Raw genomic sequence first — 15,824 nt, 5'->3', positions numbered from 1 at the left:
TCAGCGGCCGGCGAGCAGCACGAGGCCGTCCTTGAACTCGAGTTTGAGCGCGGCCAGCGGCTCCTTGGCCGGGCCTTTGAGCGGCTTGCCCGTGGCGGGATCGAAGGCCGAGCCCTGCCACACGCACACGAGGGCGTTCTCTTTTAGCACCACGGGCGCGCCGTCGTGGGGGCACTTGTTCTCGTAGCCGACGATTCCCTGAGGGGTGCGCACCAGCACGCCCTTGAGGTCGCCGTGGACGAAATAGAGCGCCGTCTGGACATCTTCTTCCCGCGCGAGGAGGCGCCTGCTCGCGCCGGGGGCCTTTGCCCCACTCGCGCTCCCGCCCCTGCCGCAGCCTGCGGCGAGCGTCCCGCCGAGCGCCGCGCCTAGGCAGGCCCTGGCGCTCTGGACGAGAAACGTGAGGCGGCTGATGTTCTCGGCCATCGCGGAGGCCTGAAAGGACTGAGGCGCGGGCGCCATGGCTGCGCCCGCGCCTCGGGGGTGAGCGCTCACTTGGTGGCGGGGGCCGGCGTTGTCGTCTTCGCAGGCGGCTCGGCCGCCTTCTTCGGGGCGGTCCACGCGCAGCCAACCGTGCTCATCGCGAAGCCGAGCACCACCAGCCAAGCCATCAACCGACGCATGCCTTTCTCCTTTCCTCCCTGGGTTCGCCCGCCTCAGCTCCAATGAGGGGGCATCACTTGACGTTCGTCGCGGCGCTCCTCGTCAGCGGCTTGATCCACAGATTGCGGTACCACACGGCGCTGTGGTCGCCCTGGAGCATGAGCGGGCCGGGCTTGTCCTCGTCCTCGTTGATCTGCCCGCCCGTCACGCCGTTCACCACCTGGCCGTCCACCGTCGTCTTGCCGTTGAGCACCACGGTGATCTTGCGGCCGACGATCGCGATGTCCAGGCTGTTCCACTCGCCCGGCGGTTTGCAGGCATTGACCCTAGGCGGCAGCTTGCCGAAGATGCCGCCGCAGTCGTCCTCAGCCAGTTTCTCCTTGCCGAAGGAGTCGAACACCTGCACCTCTTTGCAGCCGCGCAGGAACACGCCGCTGTTGCCGCCCTTGGGCAGCTTGAACTCCAGGTGGAGCTCGAAGTCCTCGAACTCCTTCTCCGTGTGCAGGTTGTCGCTCTCCACCGGGTTGGCGAGCACGCCGTCCTCTGCGCGCCACTCGCTCTTGTAGCGGCCCACGGGCTTCCAGCCGGCGAGGTCCTTGCCGTTGAACAGCGACAGCCAGCCCTCGCCGGGCTTGAAGTCCGCGTCGCCGGCCACCGCAACGGCGGCCAGCAGCATCGCAGGCCAGATTGCCTTCAACCTATTCCTTCTCCTTCGGCTTCTCTTTAGCAGCGAGCGGCTTGATCCAGATGTTGCGGTACCACACGCTGCTGTGATCGCCCTGGAGCATCAGGGGGCCGGGCTTCGTGTCGTCGCCGTCGAGGGCGCCGCCCGTGCAGCCGACCAGTTCGACCTTGTCGTGAATGAGCTGACCGTTGTGGTACACGGTGATCGTGTCGCCTACGATGGTCACATCGAAGCTGTTCCACTCGCCCGCGGGCTTGCAGGCGTTCACTCTGGCGCCCGCCTTGCTGTAGAGACCGCCACAGTGGCCGGTGCCGGGCTTCTCGACGCCGAAGGAGTCGTGCACCTGAATCTCCTTGCGCCCGCGCAGGTACACGCCGCTGTTGCCGCCCTTGGGCACCTTGAATTCGATGTGGAGCTGGAAGTCACGGAACGTCTGCTCGGTGAAGATATCCACTCCGTGCTTGCCCTTCTCCTCGGGCTTCGTGTTGACCAGCTCACCGTCCTTGACGCTCCAGGACGTGTTGGTGCCGCCCTTGAACTTCCAGCCGGTGAGGTCCTGCCCGTTGAAGAGCTGGATCCAGCCCTCGCCCTCGGGCTTCCATGCTTCCTCGCCCGCGACGGCGGCCGCCGCGAAGCCCGCCACGACCAGCGCCGTCAACGCCCACTTCAGCTCGCGCATGCCCACGCTCCTAACGCAAGAGGCAACAATGGCTTCCAATGCCACCCAACACGGCTTCATCTTAGGAACTGGCGGGGGGAAAGTCAACTGCCATCGCCTGGGGAGTCTGGCGGGGGCGGAAGGATGGTGAACTCGATCAGGGCGGCGAGGGCGGCGGCCCAGTCGCCGCCCAGCTCGTTGTAGTAGTCGTGGAAGCTCTCCTCGGTGAGGAGGAAGAAGCAGCGGTAGTCGCCCGGTGGCAGGCGCACCTGACCGACTGGCGGGCGCCCTGTTTGGGCCTCGGCGTACAGGGCGACCTCGCCGGCTGGGAACGAGCGGTCGTAGCCCGGGCGGCCCGCTTCGGCGATCACCCTGTGCGTCGTAGGCGCTGAATCCCCTTCGCCCGGCTTCCATTGGCTCACCTTCCACAGCACGTGGAACGAGCTGTCGGCGCAGAACGACATCTCCGCCTGGCCCTCGGCGTCCGTGACGAAATAGCCGAAGACCAGGTAGCCCTCCATGCCGTCCTTGTCCTTCTCCTCGTCCAGGAAGTAGGCGTTGCCGCCGGTTGGGCCGGGGCGCCACCACCGGCCCGCGTCGCCCAGGGCGCGGTTCGACGCGGCATGGCCCCTTCGGCCCCACTGCGATGGCGGCAGCCCGACGAGTTTGACCTGGTAGGCGAAATTGGGCTTGAGTCTCCGGGCAGAGATCGTGCCCTCGAAGACAGGGGCCCGCCGAGGGAAGCGCACCTCTACCTGGGCGCGCGCATAGGAGAAGCTCTTGCGAAACTCGTCGGAGTAGGGCTGGCCGAGGCAGTCGAGCCAACGGTACTTCGGCTCCGGCTTGCACGTGAGCGCGGGCGCGGGCACCAGACGCACCACGGCATCGCTGCCCTGCCGCGGCGCGCCACAGCCGCTCAACCCCGTCAGCAACGCAGCCAGCGTTCCCATTGCCAGACGCTTGATGGGCATCACGCTCCTCGTTGGTTGCCCCTTCTCCGCCCGATAGTGTAGCCAAGAGGGCAGACAATGCAAGCGGCTTGACTCCAAGGCACGAGTTTGCGAAAGTAGGCGTCCAGAGGAGAACTCCATGAGGTGCCTTGCGGCCCCGCTTGCAGCGTGCGTCTTCACCTCTCTCGCGGCCTCCGCCGGCGAGCCGCTGCCCGATGTGGCCCGGGCGCACGCCTGGGCGCGCGCTGCGCTGCTCGGCGAGGGCGCGCACGAGGCCCCTGCACCGCCGGGCATCGAGGTCAGGCGTCAGGACCACGGCCAGTTTGAGCGCCGCCGGTCGGTGATGAAGACCCCCCTCCAATTGGGCGACAGGAAGTATCAGCGCGGTATCGGAAGCCACTCCGTCGCAGAGATCGTCGTGCGCTTGCCGGGGCCAGGCAGGGCCTTTGAGGCCGAGGCGGGCATTGACAACAACTACGACACCAGGGCAGAGAAAGGCAGCGTGGTGCTCGTGGTCGAGGTGGGCGGCAAGGAGGCGTTCCGTTCCGGTGTGCGGCGCGGCTCGGACCCGCCGCTCCCCGTGAGGGTGGCACTGAATGGGGCGCGCGAGTTCACCCTGCGCATCCTCGACGGCGGCGATGGACCGGGTTGGGACCAAACCGACTGGGCGGAGGCATTCGTCATGCTCGAAACAGGTGAGAAGCTGTGGCTCGATGAGATGCAGGTGGTGGGGAAGGCCGCGGGACTCTCCACGGCTATCCCCTTCTCGTTCACCTACGGCGGCAAGGCATCGTCTGAGCTGCTGCCCACGTGGAAGCGCTCGCAAGCCAAGCTGCCGGCCAAGCCGGGCCGCGAAGCGCATGCCGTGACCTGGACAGACCCGGCGACGGGCCTCGAAGTGACAGCCGAAGTCACGCTCTTCGAGCAGTTCCCCGCGGTCGAATCGGTGCTGCGCTTCCGCAACACGGGGCAGGCCGACACGCCACTCCTCGAGAAGGTGCTGCCCCTCGACTTGCGCGTGAACGTGCCCGATAAGGGCGACGTGGTGCTGCATCACGCCCACGGCTCAACGTGCACGGCGACCGACTTCCTGCCTGTGGACCAGCCGCTCGCGCCCAAGGCGGCGATTGACCTGGCGCCTGCCGGCGGCCGCTCGTCGAATGGCCGCCTGCCCTTCTTCAACCTCGAATGGCCAGGCGGCGGCATCGTGGGCGCCATCGGCTGGTCGGGGCAGTGGGCGCTGCATGCCGCACGCGATGAGGCGAGCGCGGTCCTCATCCAGAGCGGCCAGCAGACCATCCACCTCAAGCTCCACCCCGGCGAGAGCATCCGCACCCCCCGCATCCTCCTTCTCCTGTGGGACGGCAACGACCGGTTTGCGGGCCACAACGCCTTCCGACGGCTCCTCATTGCCCACTACCTGCCTCGCGTGAACGGCGCGCTGGTCACCCCGCCCGTCACGCAGAATACCTGGTTCACCTATGGCACAGGCAACGACGTGACCGAGAAGAACCAACTGGAGGCCATCCGCCGCATGGCGCCGCTGGGCGTCGAGGTCTACTGGCTCGACGCCGGCTGGTTCGAGGGCGGCTGGCCGAGCGGCGTCGGGAGCTGGGTGCCCAAGGCCGAGGCCTTCCCCCGCGGCCTCAAGCCCCTCAGCGACGAGGCGCATCGCCTGGGCATGAAGTTCATCGTCTGGTTCGAGCCGGAGCGCGTGAACCCCAACAGCCGCATCGCCAAAGAGCACCCCGACTTCGTGTTGCGCGCGGGCGGCGGCGACGGCCTCTTCAACCTGGGCAAGCCCGAGGCGCGACAGTGGCTCACCGATTGGCTCTCGAAGTGCATCACCGAGAGCGGCATAGACATCTACCGCAATGACTTCAACATAGACCCCCTCCCCTTCTGGCAGGCGGCCGACGCGCCTGACCGCAAGGGCATGACCGAAATCCGCTACGTCGAAGGCCACCTGGAGATGTGGGACGAATTGATCCGCCGCCACCCCGGCCTCTGGATTGACACCTGCGCCAGCGGCGGGCGGCGCATTGACCTGGAGACCCTCACTCGCAGCGTGCCCCTGTGGCGCTCTGACACCCAGTGCTGCGGCAAGCCGATGCCCACCTGGGACCAGGTGCAGATGGCGGGCCTGAGCCTCTACGTGCCCTTCCATACCGGTGGCGTGTGGGCATTCGACCCCTACAACTGGCGCAGCATCGCCACAACAGGCACGAACCTCTGCCCAAGCGACCTCGCCAAGGACTTCCCGACCGAACTGGCCAAGGCGGCCATCGCCGAGACCAAGAGCCTGCGCCCCTTCTACCAGGGCGACTACTACCCCCTGCTGCCCATCACACTCGACGAGACACAATGGATCGGCTGGCAACTGCACCGGCCCGACCTTGACGCGGGCTTCGCCGTCTTCTTCCGCCGGCCGCAGAGTCCGTACACGGTCGCCGAGGTCGCCCTCCGCGGCCTCGATGCCAAGGCCACCTACGAGGTCGTGTTCCTCGAGACCTATGCGGCGCGGGAGACCCGCAGGATAACGGGCGCCGCGCTGGCCGCGTTCCGCCCCGAGATCGCAGCGGCCCCCGCCAGCCTCCTCGTTCGCTACCAGAGAGCGCCCCACTGAGGGCCATCGGACTGGCGCTCGCCTTGACTCCGCACAACCGGCTACCTATAATTCCCCAGTGGGCGCGGCCTGTGGGCCCTTAGAGGAGCGCGTGCCATCAGCCGCGAAGCCAATCTCGAAGCCTATCTGCACGAGATCAGCCGGATCTCGCTGCTGAGCGCCAAGGAGGAGAAGGAGCTCGCCCTCCGAATGGCGCGCGGCGATGCCTCGGCCCGCGACGCCCTGGTGAAGGCCAATCTGCGCCTCGTCGTCTCCGTGGCCAAGAACTACGTCAGCCGCGGGCTGTCGTTCGGCGACCTCATCGAGGAGGGCAACATCGGCCTCCTGAAGGCGGTCGAACGCTTCTCCCCCGAGGCCGATTGCCGCTTTTCCACCTACGCCACGTGGTGGATCAAGCAGGCCATCCGGCGCGCGATCACCAACACGGTGAAGATCGTGCGAATCCCGGCCCACATGGTCGAGACCATCGCCCATTGGAAGAGCGCCGACGCCGCGCTCACGGCCCGCCTCGGCCGAGCGCCCACGCCCGAGGAGATCGCCCGCGAAATCCGCATCCCGACCAGCAACGCGCGCGTCCTCAAGCGCATCGTCAGCGCCACCATCACTTCCTCGCAGCCTGTGAGCCTCGACGTCCTCACCTCCCTCAACGAGGTTATCGAGGACCGCAACACGCCCCGGCCCGACCAGCGGTTCTTCGACGAGGACGAGCGGCGGCGGATCCGCGAACTGCTGGATGTGATCAGCGTTCGCGAGGCCCAGGTGCTGCGCATGCGATATGGAATCGAGGACAACGCTCCGATGACCCTCGAGGACATTGGAGCGCGCCTCGGCCTCACGCGCGAGCGTGTGCGCCAGATCGAGAACGAGGCCCTCCGGAAGCTGCACCAGTACCTCACCGGCGAGCGCAAGCCGCTCCCTTGAGGGCGCGCCACACCGTTCCGGCCCGCGTGAGCGGCATCCGGAGGGGCCAAAAAGAGTTGACGCCGGCGTGGCAAGGTGCTAGACTCTTCGAGCCTATGCATGTCGGCCTTGTTGCAGGAGTGCCACTTGGAGGACCATCTGAAGGCGGCGATCCGCGGCGTACCCGATTTCCCGAAGAAAGGGATCGTCTTCCGGGACATCACGCCCGTGCTCGCCTCCCCAGAGCTGTTGCGTGAGGCCGTGGACAGGCTCAGCGAGCCGTTCTATGACGACGGCATCCAGGTCGTCGCGGGCACCGAGGCGCGTGGCTTCATCCTCGCTCCCGCGGTAGCTTGCCAGCTCGCCGCCGGCTTCGTGCCCATTCGCAAGAAGGGCAAGTTGCCCTGCGACACTTTCCGGGCCACGTACGACCTGGAGTACGGCACGGACACGCTGGAGATGCACCGCGACGCCATCGCCCCCGGCACCCGGGTGCTGATGGTGGACGATCTGCTGGCCACGGGGGGCACGATGAAGGCCTGCTGCGACATGGTCGAGGCGGCGGGCGGCGTGATCGTCGCCTGTGCGTTCCTCGTGGAACTCACTTTTCTCGCGGGGCGGGAGAAGCTCGCACCGCACGACGTGTTCACACTGGTCCAGTACGCCAGTGAGGAAGAGTAGCAGGGTCCCCAGCCGTCCGGCGCCAGAAGGCGCCCGGCGGCCTGCGGGGGCACACCAGGCGCGAGAGCTTGCGCCCGTAGCTCAGCAGGACAGAGCGGCGGTTTCCTAAACCGCAGGTCAGAGGTTCGAGTCCTCTCGGGCGTACCAGCTCGGCCGGCCGCAATGGATGGGATAGCGTGGGCAAACACCTCCGGTACAGCGAAGTCAAGCACCCCGATAAGTTCGCCGAGGTTCTCTCGAAGCTCTGGCAGAAGGCCGAACGGTACATCGTGCCCGTGGGCATCGCCATGGTTGTCGGCCTGCTGGCCGTCGCCGCCTGGCTCGTCGCCTCGCGCGTCTTCGCCGACCGCAGCGATCAGCCGTGGGAGGAGCGCTATCGCCTCGCCGAGGAGTTCGCCTCCAGCGCGCGTGACGACGGCGAGCGGGTGACCGATCCCCTCCTTGCGAAGCTCGGCGACTTCGTGCAGCAGCACCGGGGCCGCCCCGTGGCAGCCATCACCCTGCTCGAGCTGGCCCAGGGACATTTGCTCCGCGCCGCCGCGCTCCGAGACGACAAGCTTGCGGAGGCCCGCCAGCACCTCCAGAAGGCGGCCGCGGCTGCCGAGCAGTTCGTGGCCGACTTCCCCGCCCATCAGCAGATCGCCCTGGCCCACTACCAGGCGGGGAAGGCCCGCCTGGACCTGCGCGAGTGGGAGCGGGCCGCCGAACACTTCGAGAAGGCATCCACATCCCAAGTCGCTGCCCTGGCCGCCCTGGCGAAGTGGCAGGCGGGCTACTGCTACGAGCAGCTCGGGCGTCTGGACCAGGCCCGGATGAAGTACGAGGAACTCCGTGTGGACCCCCTCGCTGGGTGGTGCGCCGAGCAGGCGGACTTCGCACTCGCCCAGCTTGGCCGGCGGGCGCCGCAGGCCCCGCAGCGCGAGCCGGCCGCCCCTGTCCCCTCGTCGCCCAACCCTGCACCCTCGAAGTAGGAGAAGGAGCACATGGTGGACTTGCAGGAACTGGCCAACAACGTGATCGCGGGCAAGGCGAACGAGACGAAGGCTCTCGTTGCCCAGGGCCTCCAGGAGGGGGTGCCGGTGGCCGACCTCCTCAACAAGGGCCTCATCGCCGGCATGAACGTCGTTGGGCAGAAGTTCAAGGCCAACGAGTTCTATGTCCCCGAGGTCCTCATCGCCGCTCGCGCCATGAAGTGGGGCATGGAAGTCCTCGAGCCCGAGCTCAAGAAGGCAGGCGTTCAGCCCATCGCCAACATCGCCCTCGGCACCGTCAAGGGCGACCTGCACGACATCGGCAAGAACCTCGTCGGCATGATGCTCCAGGGCGCCGGCTTCAAGGTCGTGGACCTCGGCATTGACGTGGCCCCCGAGAAATTCGTCGAGGCCGTGAAGACTCAGGGCTGCTCCATCGTCGGCCTCTCCGCACTGCTCACCACCACGATGCCCCAGATGAAGAACGTCGTCGCCGCCCTCAAGGAAGCCGGCCTCGCGGCCAAGGTCATGATCGGCGGCGCCCCCGTCACCCAGAGCTACGCCGACGAAATCGGCGCCGACGGCTATGGCGCCGACGCCGCCTCCGCCGTGGATGTGGCCAAGGCCCTGCTGGGCGCTCCCGCGCCCGCGGCCGCCCCGAAGGCTGCCCCGAAGAAGCCGGCAGCCAAGAAGGCGCCCGCCAAGAAGGCGGCGCCGAAGAAAGCCCCAAAGAAGGCCGTCGCCAAGAAGGCCGTGAAGAAGGCCGCCCCCAAGAAGGCCGCCAAGAAGCCCGCAAAGAAGGCCAAGAAGTAGTTGCGTGGCCGCCACGCGATGACCCACCGCAGGCGCAGAGGCGACGTCAGAATCGCCCCTGCGCCTGTTGCTTACAGGTGGCCATGAGCACCGGCGACACCACCATCTTCCACCAGCGCTTCACGATCCGAGGCCGCGTGACCGATCGGCGCCTCGACCAGTACCTCGCCGCCGCGCTGGCCGATTTCTCGCGCACAACCATCCAGCGCCTCATCCGCGAGGGGCGCGTGACCGTCAACGGCGCACCCAGCGAGCCAAGCTGCCGCATTCGCCGAGGCGATCGCATCGAGGTGACCGTCGAGCTGCCGCAAGGCCCCGCCGTCCCCCCCGAGGAAATCCCGCTCGACATCCTCTATGAGGACGAGCAAATGCTCGTGGTCAACAAGCCGCCCGACATGGTGGTGCACCCCGCCAAGGGCCACCAGGGCGGCACACTGGTCAATGCCCTGGCCGGCCACACGCGCACACTCTCTTCTGCCTATGGCGAACTGCGCGCCGGCATCGTCCACCGCCTCGACCGCGACACCAGCGGCGTCATCCTGTGCGCGAAGACCGACCTCGCCCACGCCGCCCTCGCCGCGCAATTCGAGGCGCGCACCGTCGAGAAGCACTACCTGGCTGTCGTCGAGCGCGAACCCCAGTTGGATGCCGACCTCATCAACCTCCCGCTCGGCCGCCACAGGCGCAACCCCGAAGCCGTCGCCGTCGTGCGCCAGGGCGGCAAGCCCGCGCAGACCATCTACCGCGTCCAGCAACGCTTCCGTGGCTTCGCCCTCCTCGACGTCGAACTCCTCACCGGCCGCACCCACCAGATCCGCGTCCACCTCGCCCACATAGGCCACCCCGTCGTCGCTGACAGCCTCTACAGCGACCGCGCCGCCCTCTATCGCTCGGACCTGCTCGGCCAGCCCCCGGCCCCCGGCGAGGCCCCGCTCATCGAGCGCCAGGCCCTTCACGCCCACCGCATCATCGTCACCCACCCCACCGATGGCCGTCGCCTCGAATTCGCCGCCCCGCCGCCCGCCGACTTCGCTGCCCTCCTCCGCGCCCTGCGGGAACTCCGCTCCCCAGCCTCCTGACCCCTCGACCGACCAGTCTTGTCCGTCCCACCACGGGAAGCCCAGAGTCGCCTGACCCGACGCCTCCGGCTCGGGAGCACCGGACGCCAACCACCCTGTCCTTTCCACTCGGTAGCGCGCCCCCTCGTCCCTACGCTCCGCGTGGGGGCGCCCCTCTTGGCCGCCCTGCGGCCGCCTCGCCCATACTTGCTCATTGCCCCGACTGAGCCGGTATGGCCGGAGCCGCCACAATCGCCCATTCTCGCCCCTCCACCCATACTTGCTCACTTCCTCTCCCTCAGGAATGAGCAAGTATGGGCGCTTACCCCACAGCCACGCGACGCCGGCGACACCCGGCCGAGACACCCCTTGTCGCCGCCACTCCTAACCAATTGAAAATACTGGGCTTACCTCCCTCCCCTCGGTCCCCTCGTTCCTACGTTCCACGTGCGGCGCCCCTCTTGGCCGCTCCGCGGCCGCCCCCCATACCCGCTCCATGATGTGACAAGCACGAATCAGGAATCTGGCCCAGATCACACACTGTGTCCATCACTCGAAGCGGTTGCCGCCCGCCTTGACGACGGCCTCGAGGGCTGGGCCAACTCGCCAGAAGGGGGCATGGGCTTCGGTCGGCGGGGGCTCGGTGGCCAGGACGAAGGTGTTCCTCTCGATGCGGATGGTCATGTTGACAGGCGTCTGCGACCCGAGGAAGAGGTCGTTGCTGATGAAGCGGTTGTCGTGCAACCAGGCCGACCACTTGCCTGCTTGGGCCGGGCCCTTGTCCATCCCAACGAAGTAGACTGAGGCCGCCCACTCGCCCGAGTCCCCGTAGCCCCCGTGGCGCGTCTTGCGGTGCTCGGTGAGGGCGACGAACGTGTTTTCCGCGATCTCGTTCATCGCATTCGGATCGTAACAGGCGATGTTGAGGGGTGTGGCGGGCACATAAAGCCCCCGGGCGTCGGGCAGCTTCTGCACGATGCGGCAGAAGTTGCCCGTGACCCGACAGTTACGCACTTTATCGCCCTCGAACTTGATGCCGTGCAACTCGACGGCGATGGTCTTGAAGGGGCGCGACCTGGCGGGCATGTCGTCGAGGTCGGGGCGGCCGACCAGGTCGAGGTAGTTGTCGGCAAACTCGATCCCCTCGGCCGTGAGGTGCGCGCCGCGGCCGGCCGACGTCACACGGTTATGGTGCACCTTGAGGCCGGGGCACGAGCACGCGAGCGCGTAGCCGTTCACGTAGCGCTGGTGGTGCCGGATGTCGTTGTGGTGGACCTCCACGTTCGGCCCCTCGCCGGCGAGGCGGATGCCGATGTGGCAGCCCTCGCTGAGCAGGTTGTCGCTGACCTCGATGTTGCCGCCCGCGATGTCGAGCCGCAGCAGGTCGTTGCCTGGATAGTGGCGGCTCTCGATCTCGGTCACGCGGCTGGCCAGCAGGTTGTGGTGGACGCGGACGCCCGTCGCCTTGCCCAGGAACTTCACGGGGTAGGCGTTGGGCAGGTGGACGTCGGTGCTGATCCCGAAGATCTCGGTCGGCTCGGGCCGCCAGCGGCTCTCGACGGCCGTGCTGTAGGCCTTGCACCTTGCGCCCTGGACCACGTGGCCGTTGCAGATCGTGGCCTTGCCCGTGTTCTTCGCTAGGACGCCGCTCACCTGCTCCCCCGTGTTGTTCCCGAAGACCACCGTGTGGCCGTCGAGGTCCAGTGTCACATCGGAGCCGGTGATGATGAAGACGTCGCCGTCGGCGGTCACGTCCTGAGTGAGCACGTAGGTCGCGCCCGGCTTGTCCAGGGTGAAGGGCGGCCCCTTGACTTCCTGGGGGATGCGGATGGCGCCCTCCCGCCTCGTCGTCTCAAGGCTCAGCACCTCGCTCTTCGTCTCGGCCTTCGACTCGGCATCCACGATGACCATGCGGTAGTAGCAGGGCCTGCCCGTCTGGAGGCCCTTGAGACGATGAAAGTGCGCCCAGCGCGGGTCTGTGGTGGCGGGCGTCTTCTGCGTCAGGTCCTTCGTCTGCCCGTATTCGACGTAGCTCAGGGCCTCGCGGCGGATGTCGTCGAGTTGCCAGTAGATGACCGCCGACGTTTCCGAGACATACACCCAGCGCCGCTGGAACGGTCCTGCCTCTCCGGCCTCGAGCCACGCCGCGGTGGCCATCAGGACGGCCGCGGGAAGGACTCTCCTTCGCCATTCTGCCATTTTCGCATCCTTTTCGCATGTTTGGCGAGTCTCTTCTGGCTACCCCTCCAGGCACAGGCGCACCAGGTCGTCCACGTGCGCCGTGGCCAGGCAGATCACCGTGTCGGCCGCGCCGTAGTAAATCTTCACCTCGCCGTCCTGCTCGAGGACCGTGCCGCAGGGGAAGATGACGTGGTTGCGGAAGCCGCCGGCGGTTTCGTACGGCGCCTCAGGCGCCAGGAGCGGCCGTCTGCACAAGCCCACGACCCGCCGAGGCTCGTCGAGGTCGAGGAGCATGACGCCGGCCGTGTAACGCTTCTTCCACGCGGCCTCCCAGCCGTTCTTGCCGCGGGACGGATCAATGTCCACGGCGTGAAACGTGGTGAGCCAGCCCTTCGCGGTCTTGATGGGCGGAGCGGCGGGGCCGATCTTGGCGTTGCAGAAGGGGACATCCCGCGTGGTGAGCACGACGTCCGAGTTGCCCCAATAGCGCAGGTCGGGCGAATCGGAGAGCCAGATGTCGAACAGTTCGCCTCCGCCGCGGCTGTAGACGGGAAACGGGCGCTCCAGCCGCACGTACTTGCCGCCGATCTTCTCCGGGAACAGCACCATGTTCCGGTTGTCGGGCACGGAGAGGCACAGAACCTCAAAGCGTTCGAAGTCGTCCGTAACGGCGATGCCGCCGCGGAGGCCGTGCGGCGTGTCCACGGCGAAGCACATGCAGACCCGCCCGTCCAACACCGTGAGGCGGGGGTCGTAGGCGCGCGTGATGTTGGGCCCCTTGAGCTCGAAGCACGGCTTGGCCTCGACGCGCCACCGCAGGCCGTCCTCGGAGAAGGCGAGGCCCAGGTTGGTGCCCTCGAGGCAGGGATCCCCCCAGGTGCCGTAGTCGTTGCGGAAGACCATGACGTACCGGCCCTGATACTTCGTGACGCCCGCGTTGAAGACGAGCGTGGCCTTGTAGGGCACGTCGCCCGCGGTCAAGATGGGATTGCCTTCAAAGCGCCGGACTGCGGGGTCGGGCACGGTCGGTTCTCCTTGGCCGGTGGCACGACCACGATGGCCTTGAGGGGCATGGGGCACGCGAGCTCGCACGCGCCGCAGCCGGGACACCTGGCCGGGTCCACGCGCAGGGTGGTCGTGTAGTCGTCCCAGTTGAAGGCCGTGGTGATCGCCTCGTACGGGCAACGGAGAATGCAGGCCGAGCACTCGCGGCCGTTGCCGAGGGCGCACAGGCCCATATCCACCTGAGCGCACCCCATCGGCCTGGTGCGCTTGGCAGCCAACGGGAGGCGGGCGATCGCGCCGCTGGGACACACCTGGCCGCAGCGGGCGCAGTCCTCGCGGCAGTAGCCGCTCCGGAAGCTCGCGACCGGGGCGAGGAAGCCCGCCACGCTGGCCGTGTCGTGACGCAGGATGCCGGTGGGACACACGCGCACGCAGTTGCCGCAGCGCACGCACACGCCAGGGAAGCGCGCCTCGTCGAGCGCCCCCGGCGGCCGGAGGGTCCGGGACGCGCCGGCCCGCGCCCAGCGCGTGGTGGAGAGCGCCCAGACCGCCCCCAGGCCGATCGCCAACGCCGAGCGGCGGGCAAGGCCAGACGGGCAAGCGGCCTCGCCGCTTGGGCGGCGCGCCAACGTCAGCAGGTCCTGCGCCGCGCCCAGCGGGCATACCTTGCCGCACCATGCGCCCGGCCACAGGAGCGTCACGAGCACAACTGCCGGCAGCCCGATGGCCGACAGCCACACGATGGGCGGCCGCACCGCCCCGAAGAAGCCCTGGAACAGCGCCAGAGGGTCGAGCCAAAGCAGCAGCGGATAGCCTGCGAGCGAGCCGGCCACGGTGAGCAGCAGCACCCACTGGCCCACCGGCGGCAGGTGGGGGGGCCGCGCGCGGGCGCGCAGCCGGCCGACCCACTCCAGCACCAACCCCACGGGGCACCCATAGCGGCAGAAGCCGCGCCGAAGGGCGACGCTCAGGATGAGAATCGGCAACCCCAGCAGGGCGACGAGGCCAACGGCTCGTGCCGCCACGGACGAACAGAAGGCCACGAACGGGCTGAACGCGGGCAGCCCCGTCGCAACCCAGGGCCACGGCGCCGCCCGCAGCGCGACCAGCGCGCCGAGCACGAGCACGCAGCAGCGGGTGACTGTGCGAAGCATCACACCCCCATCAGGGAGTTTGTAGTGCGGGCTTCAGCCCGTATCCGGCACCCAGCGTCCGGCCTGAAGGCCGCACTACGAACTCGCCCGTTCACGCCGCCTTCAGCCAAGGTAGGCGCCCTGCTCCTTCAGGATGGCCTGCACCTTCGCCACGTCCACATCGCGGGGCCGGCAACCGTCCTTCACCGCCACGGCGGCGCCCACGCCGGCCGCGTGCCCCGAGACGAAGCAGGGCGGGATGATGCGGATGATCTCCGCCATCTTGGCCTCGGCCGAAATGCACCGCCCGGCTGCCAGCACGTTGTCCACCGTCTTTGGCACCAGCGCGCCGTAGGGAATCTGCCACTCCGGGTGCTCCATGTTCCACATGCCGCCCACGCCCACCACATCAGGGAATTCCTGGCGGTCCATGACGCCCTTGAACGTGAGCTGCTTGACGCCGGCGAGCAGGCGCGAGATGCGCACACCGAGCTGGGGCGCCGTCTCGAGCAGATAGACCTGTTCGTAGCCGGGCGTCTTGCGGATCTCCTCAACGCTGCGCCAGATGAAGCGGCGGTGGTTCATTTCCAGCATTGTGAGGTCCGCCACATTCAGCGCATCGGCGTCCGGGCCCTGCATGTTCACCCACGTCACGCCCTTGATGGGGGTCACGCCGCCGAGGTCGCGGGGCTTCTTCGAGGCAGTCTTGGCCTTCTCGGCGTCCACCTTGTCGAGATTGCCCAGGCGGTGGACCAGCCCGATGCGGAACCTCAGATGCTGGAAGGGGGCGCCGGCGGCGGCGTAGATGTCCCCGTCGCCCGTGGCGTCCACCACCACCCTGGCGAGGATGGCCTGGCGGCCGCTCTTGCTCTCGAACACGGCGCCCCGCACCGCGTTGCCCTCGACGATGGCGTCCACGCCCCAACAGTGGAGGAAGGCCTTGACGCCGGCTTCGCGGATCATCTCGACCATCATATACTTGAGCGCCTCGGCGTCCACGGTGGGGCTGGCGCCAGGCCGGGTGTTCACGATGCCGCGGTCGAGCTTCTCGAGCCGCTGCATGATCTCGTAGCCGATGCCTCTGGTGACGTGTTTGCCGCCCTTGACGTGCATGCCGATCACGATGAGCACCAGACCGCCCGTCCATTGCCCGCCGAAGTGGCCGTAGCGTTCGACGATTGTGGTGTCGGCCCCTGCGCGCCTGGCCGCGATGGCCGCGGCCACGCCCGCCGGCCCGCCGCCCACCACGAGCACCTCGGTCTTGTGGAGCACGGACAGCTCGCGCTGCGGCTGGATCACCTTGCCGTCCACCAGGGTCGCGGGGACGACGTTGGGCGTGACCAGGTCGCCCTTCGGCGTCGCCGCCGGCCCGTCCGCTGCGTCATCCCCCAGCGCTCGGGCCGCCAGGCCCGATGCCGCTAAGGCAGCCAACAACTCTCTGCGCGACATTCCACTCTTCACGGCCCTGAGTTCCTCCGTTCGCCTCGTGTGGAACAGTTCCTTGGAAGCCGGGCGTGCCGGCATCGGCGGATCATAGGCGGGAACGTGGGGGCTGTCAAC

14 protein-coding genes, 1 tRNA gene and 1 pseudogene are annotated in these 15,824 nt (G+C 68.0%); 7 read left to right on the top strand and 9 right to left on the bottom strand.

The window, feature by feature from the left end; genetic code table 11:
- The 5 genes from PLE19_06440 to PLE19_06420 form a co-directional block, all read right to left on the bottom strand.
- Positions 1-426 (bottom strand): Rieske (2Fe-2S) protein, encoded by a 426-nt coding sequence (locus PLE19_06440; GenBank protein HPD14566.1) that lies wholly within the window; start codon positions 424-426, stop codon positions 1-3.
- Positions 427-491: 65 nt separating this feature from the next.
- Complete coding sequence (locus PLE19_06435; protein ID HPD14565.1) at positions 492-623, bottom strand: hypothetical protein; 132 nt, start codon at positions 621-623, stop codon at positions 492-494.
- A gap of 53 nt (positions 624-676) precedes the next feature.
- Positions 677-1,300 carry a DUF1080 domain-containing protein gene (locus tag PLE19_06430; GenBank protein HPD14564.1) on the bottom strand — a complete coding sequence of 208 codons (624 nt, stop codon included), beginning with the start codon at positions 1,298-1,300 and terminating at the stop codon, positions 677-679.
- A gap of 1 nt (position 1,301) precedes the next feature.
- On the bottom strand, positions 1,302-1,967 hold the full coding sequence (locus tag PLE19_06425; GenBank protein ID HPD14563.1) for a DUF1080 domain-containing protein: 666 nt from the start codon (positions 1,965-1,967) through the stop codon (positions 1,302-1,304).
- An 83-nt stretch (positions 1,968-2,050) separates the two neighbouring features.
- Positions 2,051-2,917, bottom strand: coding sequence for a hypothetical protein (locus PLE19_06420; protein ID HPD14562.1), 867 nt, complete (start codon positions 2,915-2,917; stop codon positions 2,051-2,053).
- 118 nt (positions 2,918-3,035) lie between these two features.
- On the opposite strand from PLE19_06420, the gene PLE19_06415 reads away from it, so the two are divergent.
- The 7 genes and pseudogenes from PLE19_06415 (at position 3,036) to PLE19_06385 (ending at position 9,966) form a co-directional block, all read left to right on the top strand.
- Positions 3,036-5,522 (top strand): alpha-galactosidase, encoded by a 2,487-nt coding sequence (locus PLE19_06415; GenBank protein ID HPD14561.1) that lies wholly within the window; start codon positions 3,036-3,038, stop codon positions 5,520-5,522.
- 96 nt (positions 5,523-5,618) lie between these two features.
- Positions 5,619-6,443, top strand: coding sequence for an RNA polymerase sigma factor RpoD/SigA (locus PLE19_06410; protein ID HPD14560.1), 825 nt, complete (start codon positions 5,619-5,621; stop codon positions 6,441-6,443).
- A 126-nt stretch (positions 6,444-6,569) separates the two neighbouring features.
- Positions 6,570-7,103 carry an adenine phosphoribosyltransferase gene (locus PLE19_06405; protein ID HPD14559.1) on the top strand — a complete coding sequence of 178 codons (534 nt, stop codon included), beginning with the start codon at positions 6,570-6,572 and terminating at the stop codon, positions 7,101-7,103.
- A 70-nt stretch (positions 7,104-7,173) separates the two neighbouring features.
- Positions 7,174-7,250: transfer RNA gene (locus tag PLE19_06400), tRNA-Arg, on the top strand.
- A gap of 29 nt (positions 7,251-7,279) precedes the next feature.
- Positions 7,280-8,074, top strand: a complete 795-nt coding sequence (locus PLE19_06395; GenBank protein HPD14558.1) for a tetratricopeptide repeat protein — start codon at positions 7,280-7,282, stop codon at positions 8,072-8,074.
- 12 nt (positions 8,075-8,086) lie between these two features.
- Positions 8,087-8,710: pseudogene (locus tag PLE19_06390) on the top strand (corrinoid protein).
- A 260-nt stretch (positions 8,711-8,970) separates the two neighbouring features.
- A complete protein-coding gene (locus PLE19_06385; GenBank protein HPD14557.1) occupies positions 8,971-9,966 on the top strand; it encodes an RluA family pseudouridine synthase in 996 nt (331 codons plus the stop codon).
- A gap of 528 nt (positions 9,967-10,494) precedes the next feature.
- Here PLE19_06385 and PLE19_06380 read toward each other — a convergent pair.
- From PLE19_06380 to PLE19_06365, 4 genes are all read right to left on the bottom strand, one after another.
- A complete protein-coding gene (locus PLE19_06380; GenBank protein HPD14556.1) occupies positions 10,495-12,144 on the bottom strand; it encodes a hypothetical protein in 1,650 nt (549 codons plus the stop codon).
- Between the two features lie 39 nt (positions 12,145-12,183).
- On the bottom strand, positions 12,184-13,149 hold the full coding sequence (locus tag PLE19_06375) for a glycoside hydrolase family 130 protein (GenBank protein HPD14555.1): 966 nt from the start codon (positions 13,147-13,149) through the stop codon (positions 12,184-12,186).
- Positions 13,104-14,285 (bottom strand): 4Fe-4S binding protein, encoded by a 1,182-nt coding sequence (locus PLE19_06370; protein HPD14554.1) that lies wholly within the window; start codon positions 14,283-14,285, stop codon positions 13,104-13,106. Before PLE19_06370 ends, PLE19_06375 begins: the two co-directional genes overlap by 46 nt.
- A 102-nt stretch (positions 14,286-14,387) precedes the next feature.
- Complete coding sequence (locus PLE19_06365) at positions 14,388-15,713, bottom strand: FAD-dependent oxidoreductase (protein ID HPD14553.1); 1,326 nt, start codon at positions 15,711-15,713, stop codon at positions 14,388-14,390.
- Between the last annotated feature and the right edge of the window lie 111 nt (positions 15,714-15,824).

The organism is Planctomycetota bacterium, assembly GCA_035384565.1.
In the GTDB taxonomy this organism is placed as follows: Bacteria; Planctomycetota; PUPC01; order DSUN01; family DSUN01; genus DAOOIT01.
This window is presented reverse-complemented; position numbering and strand designations above follow the sequence as displayed.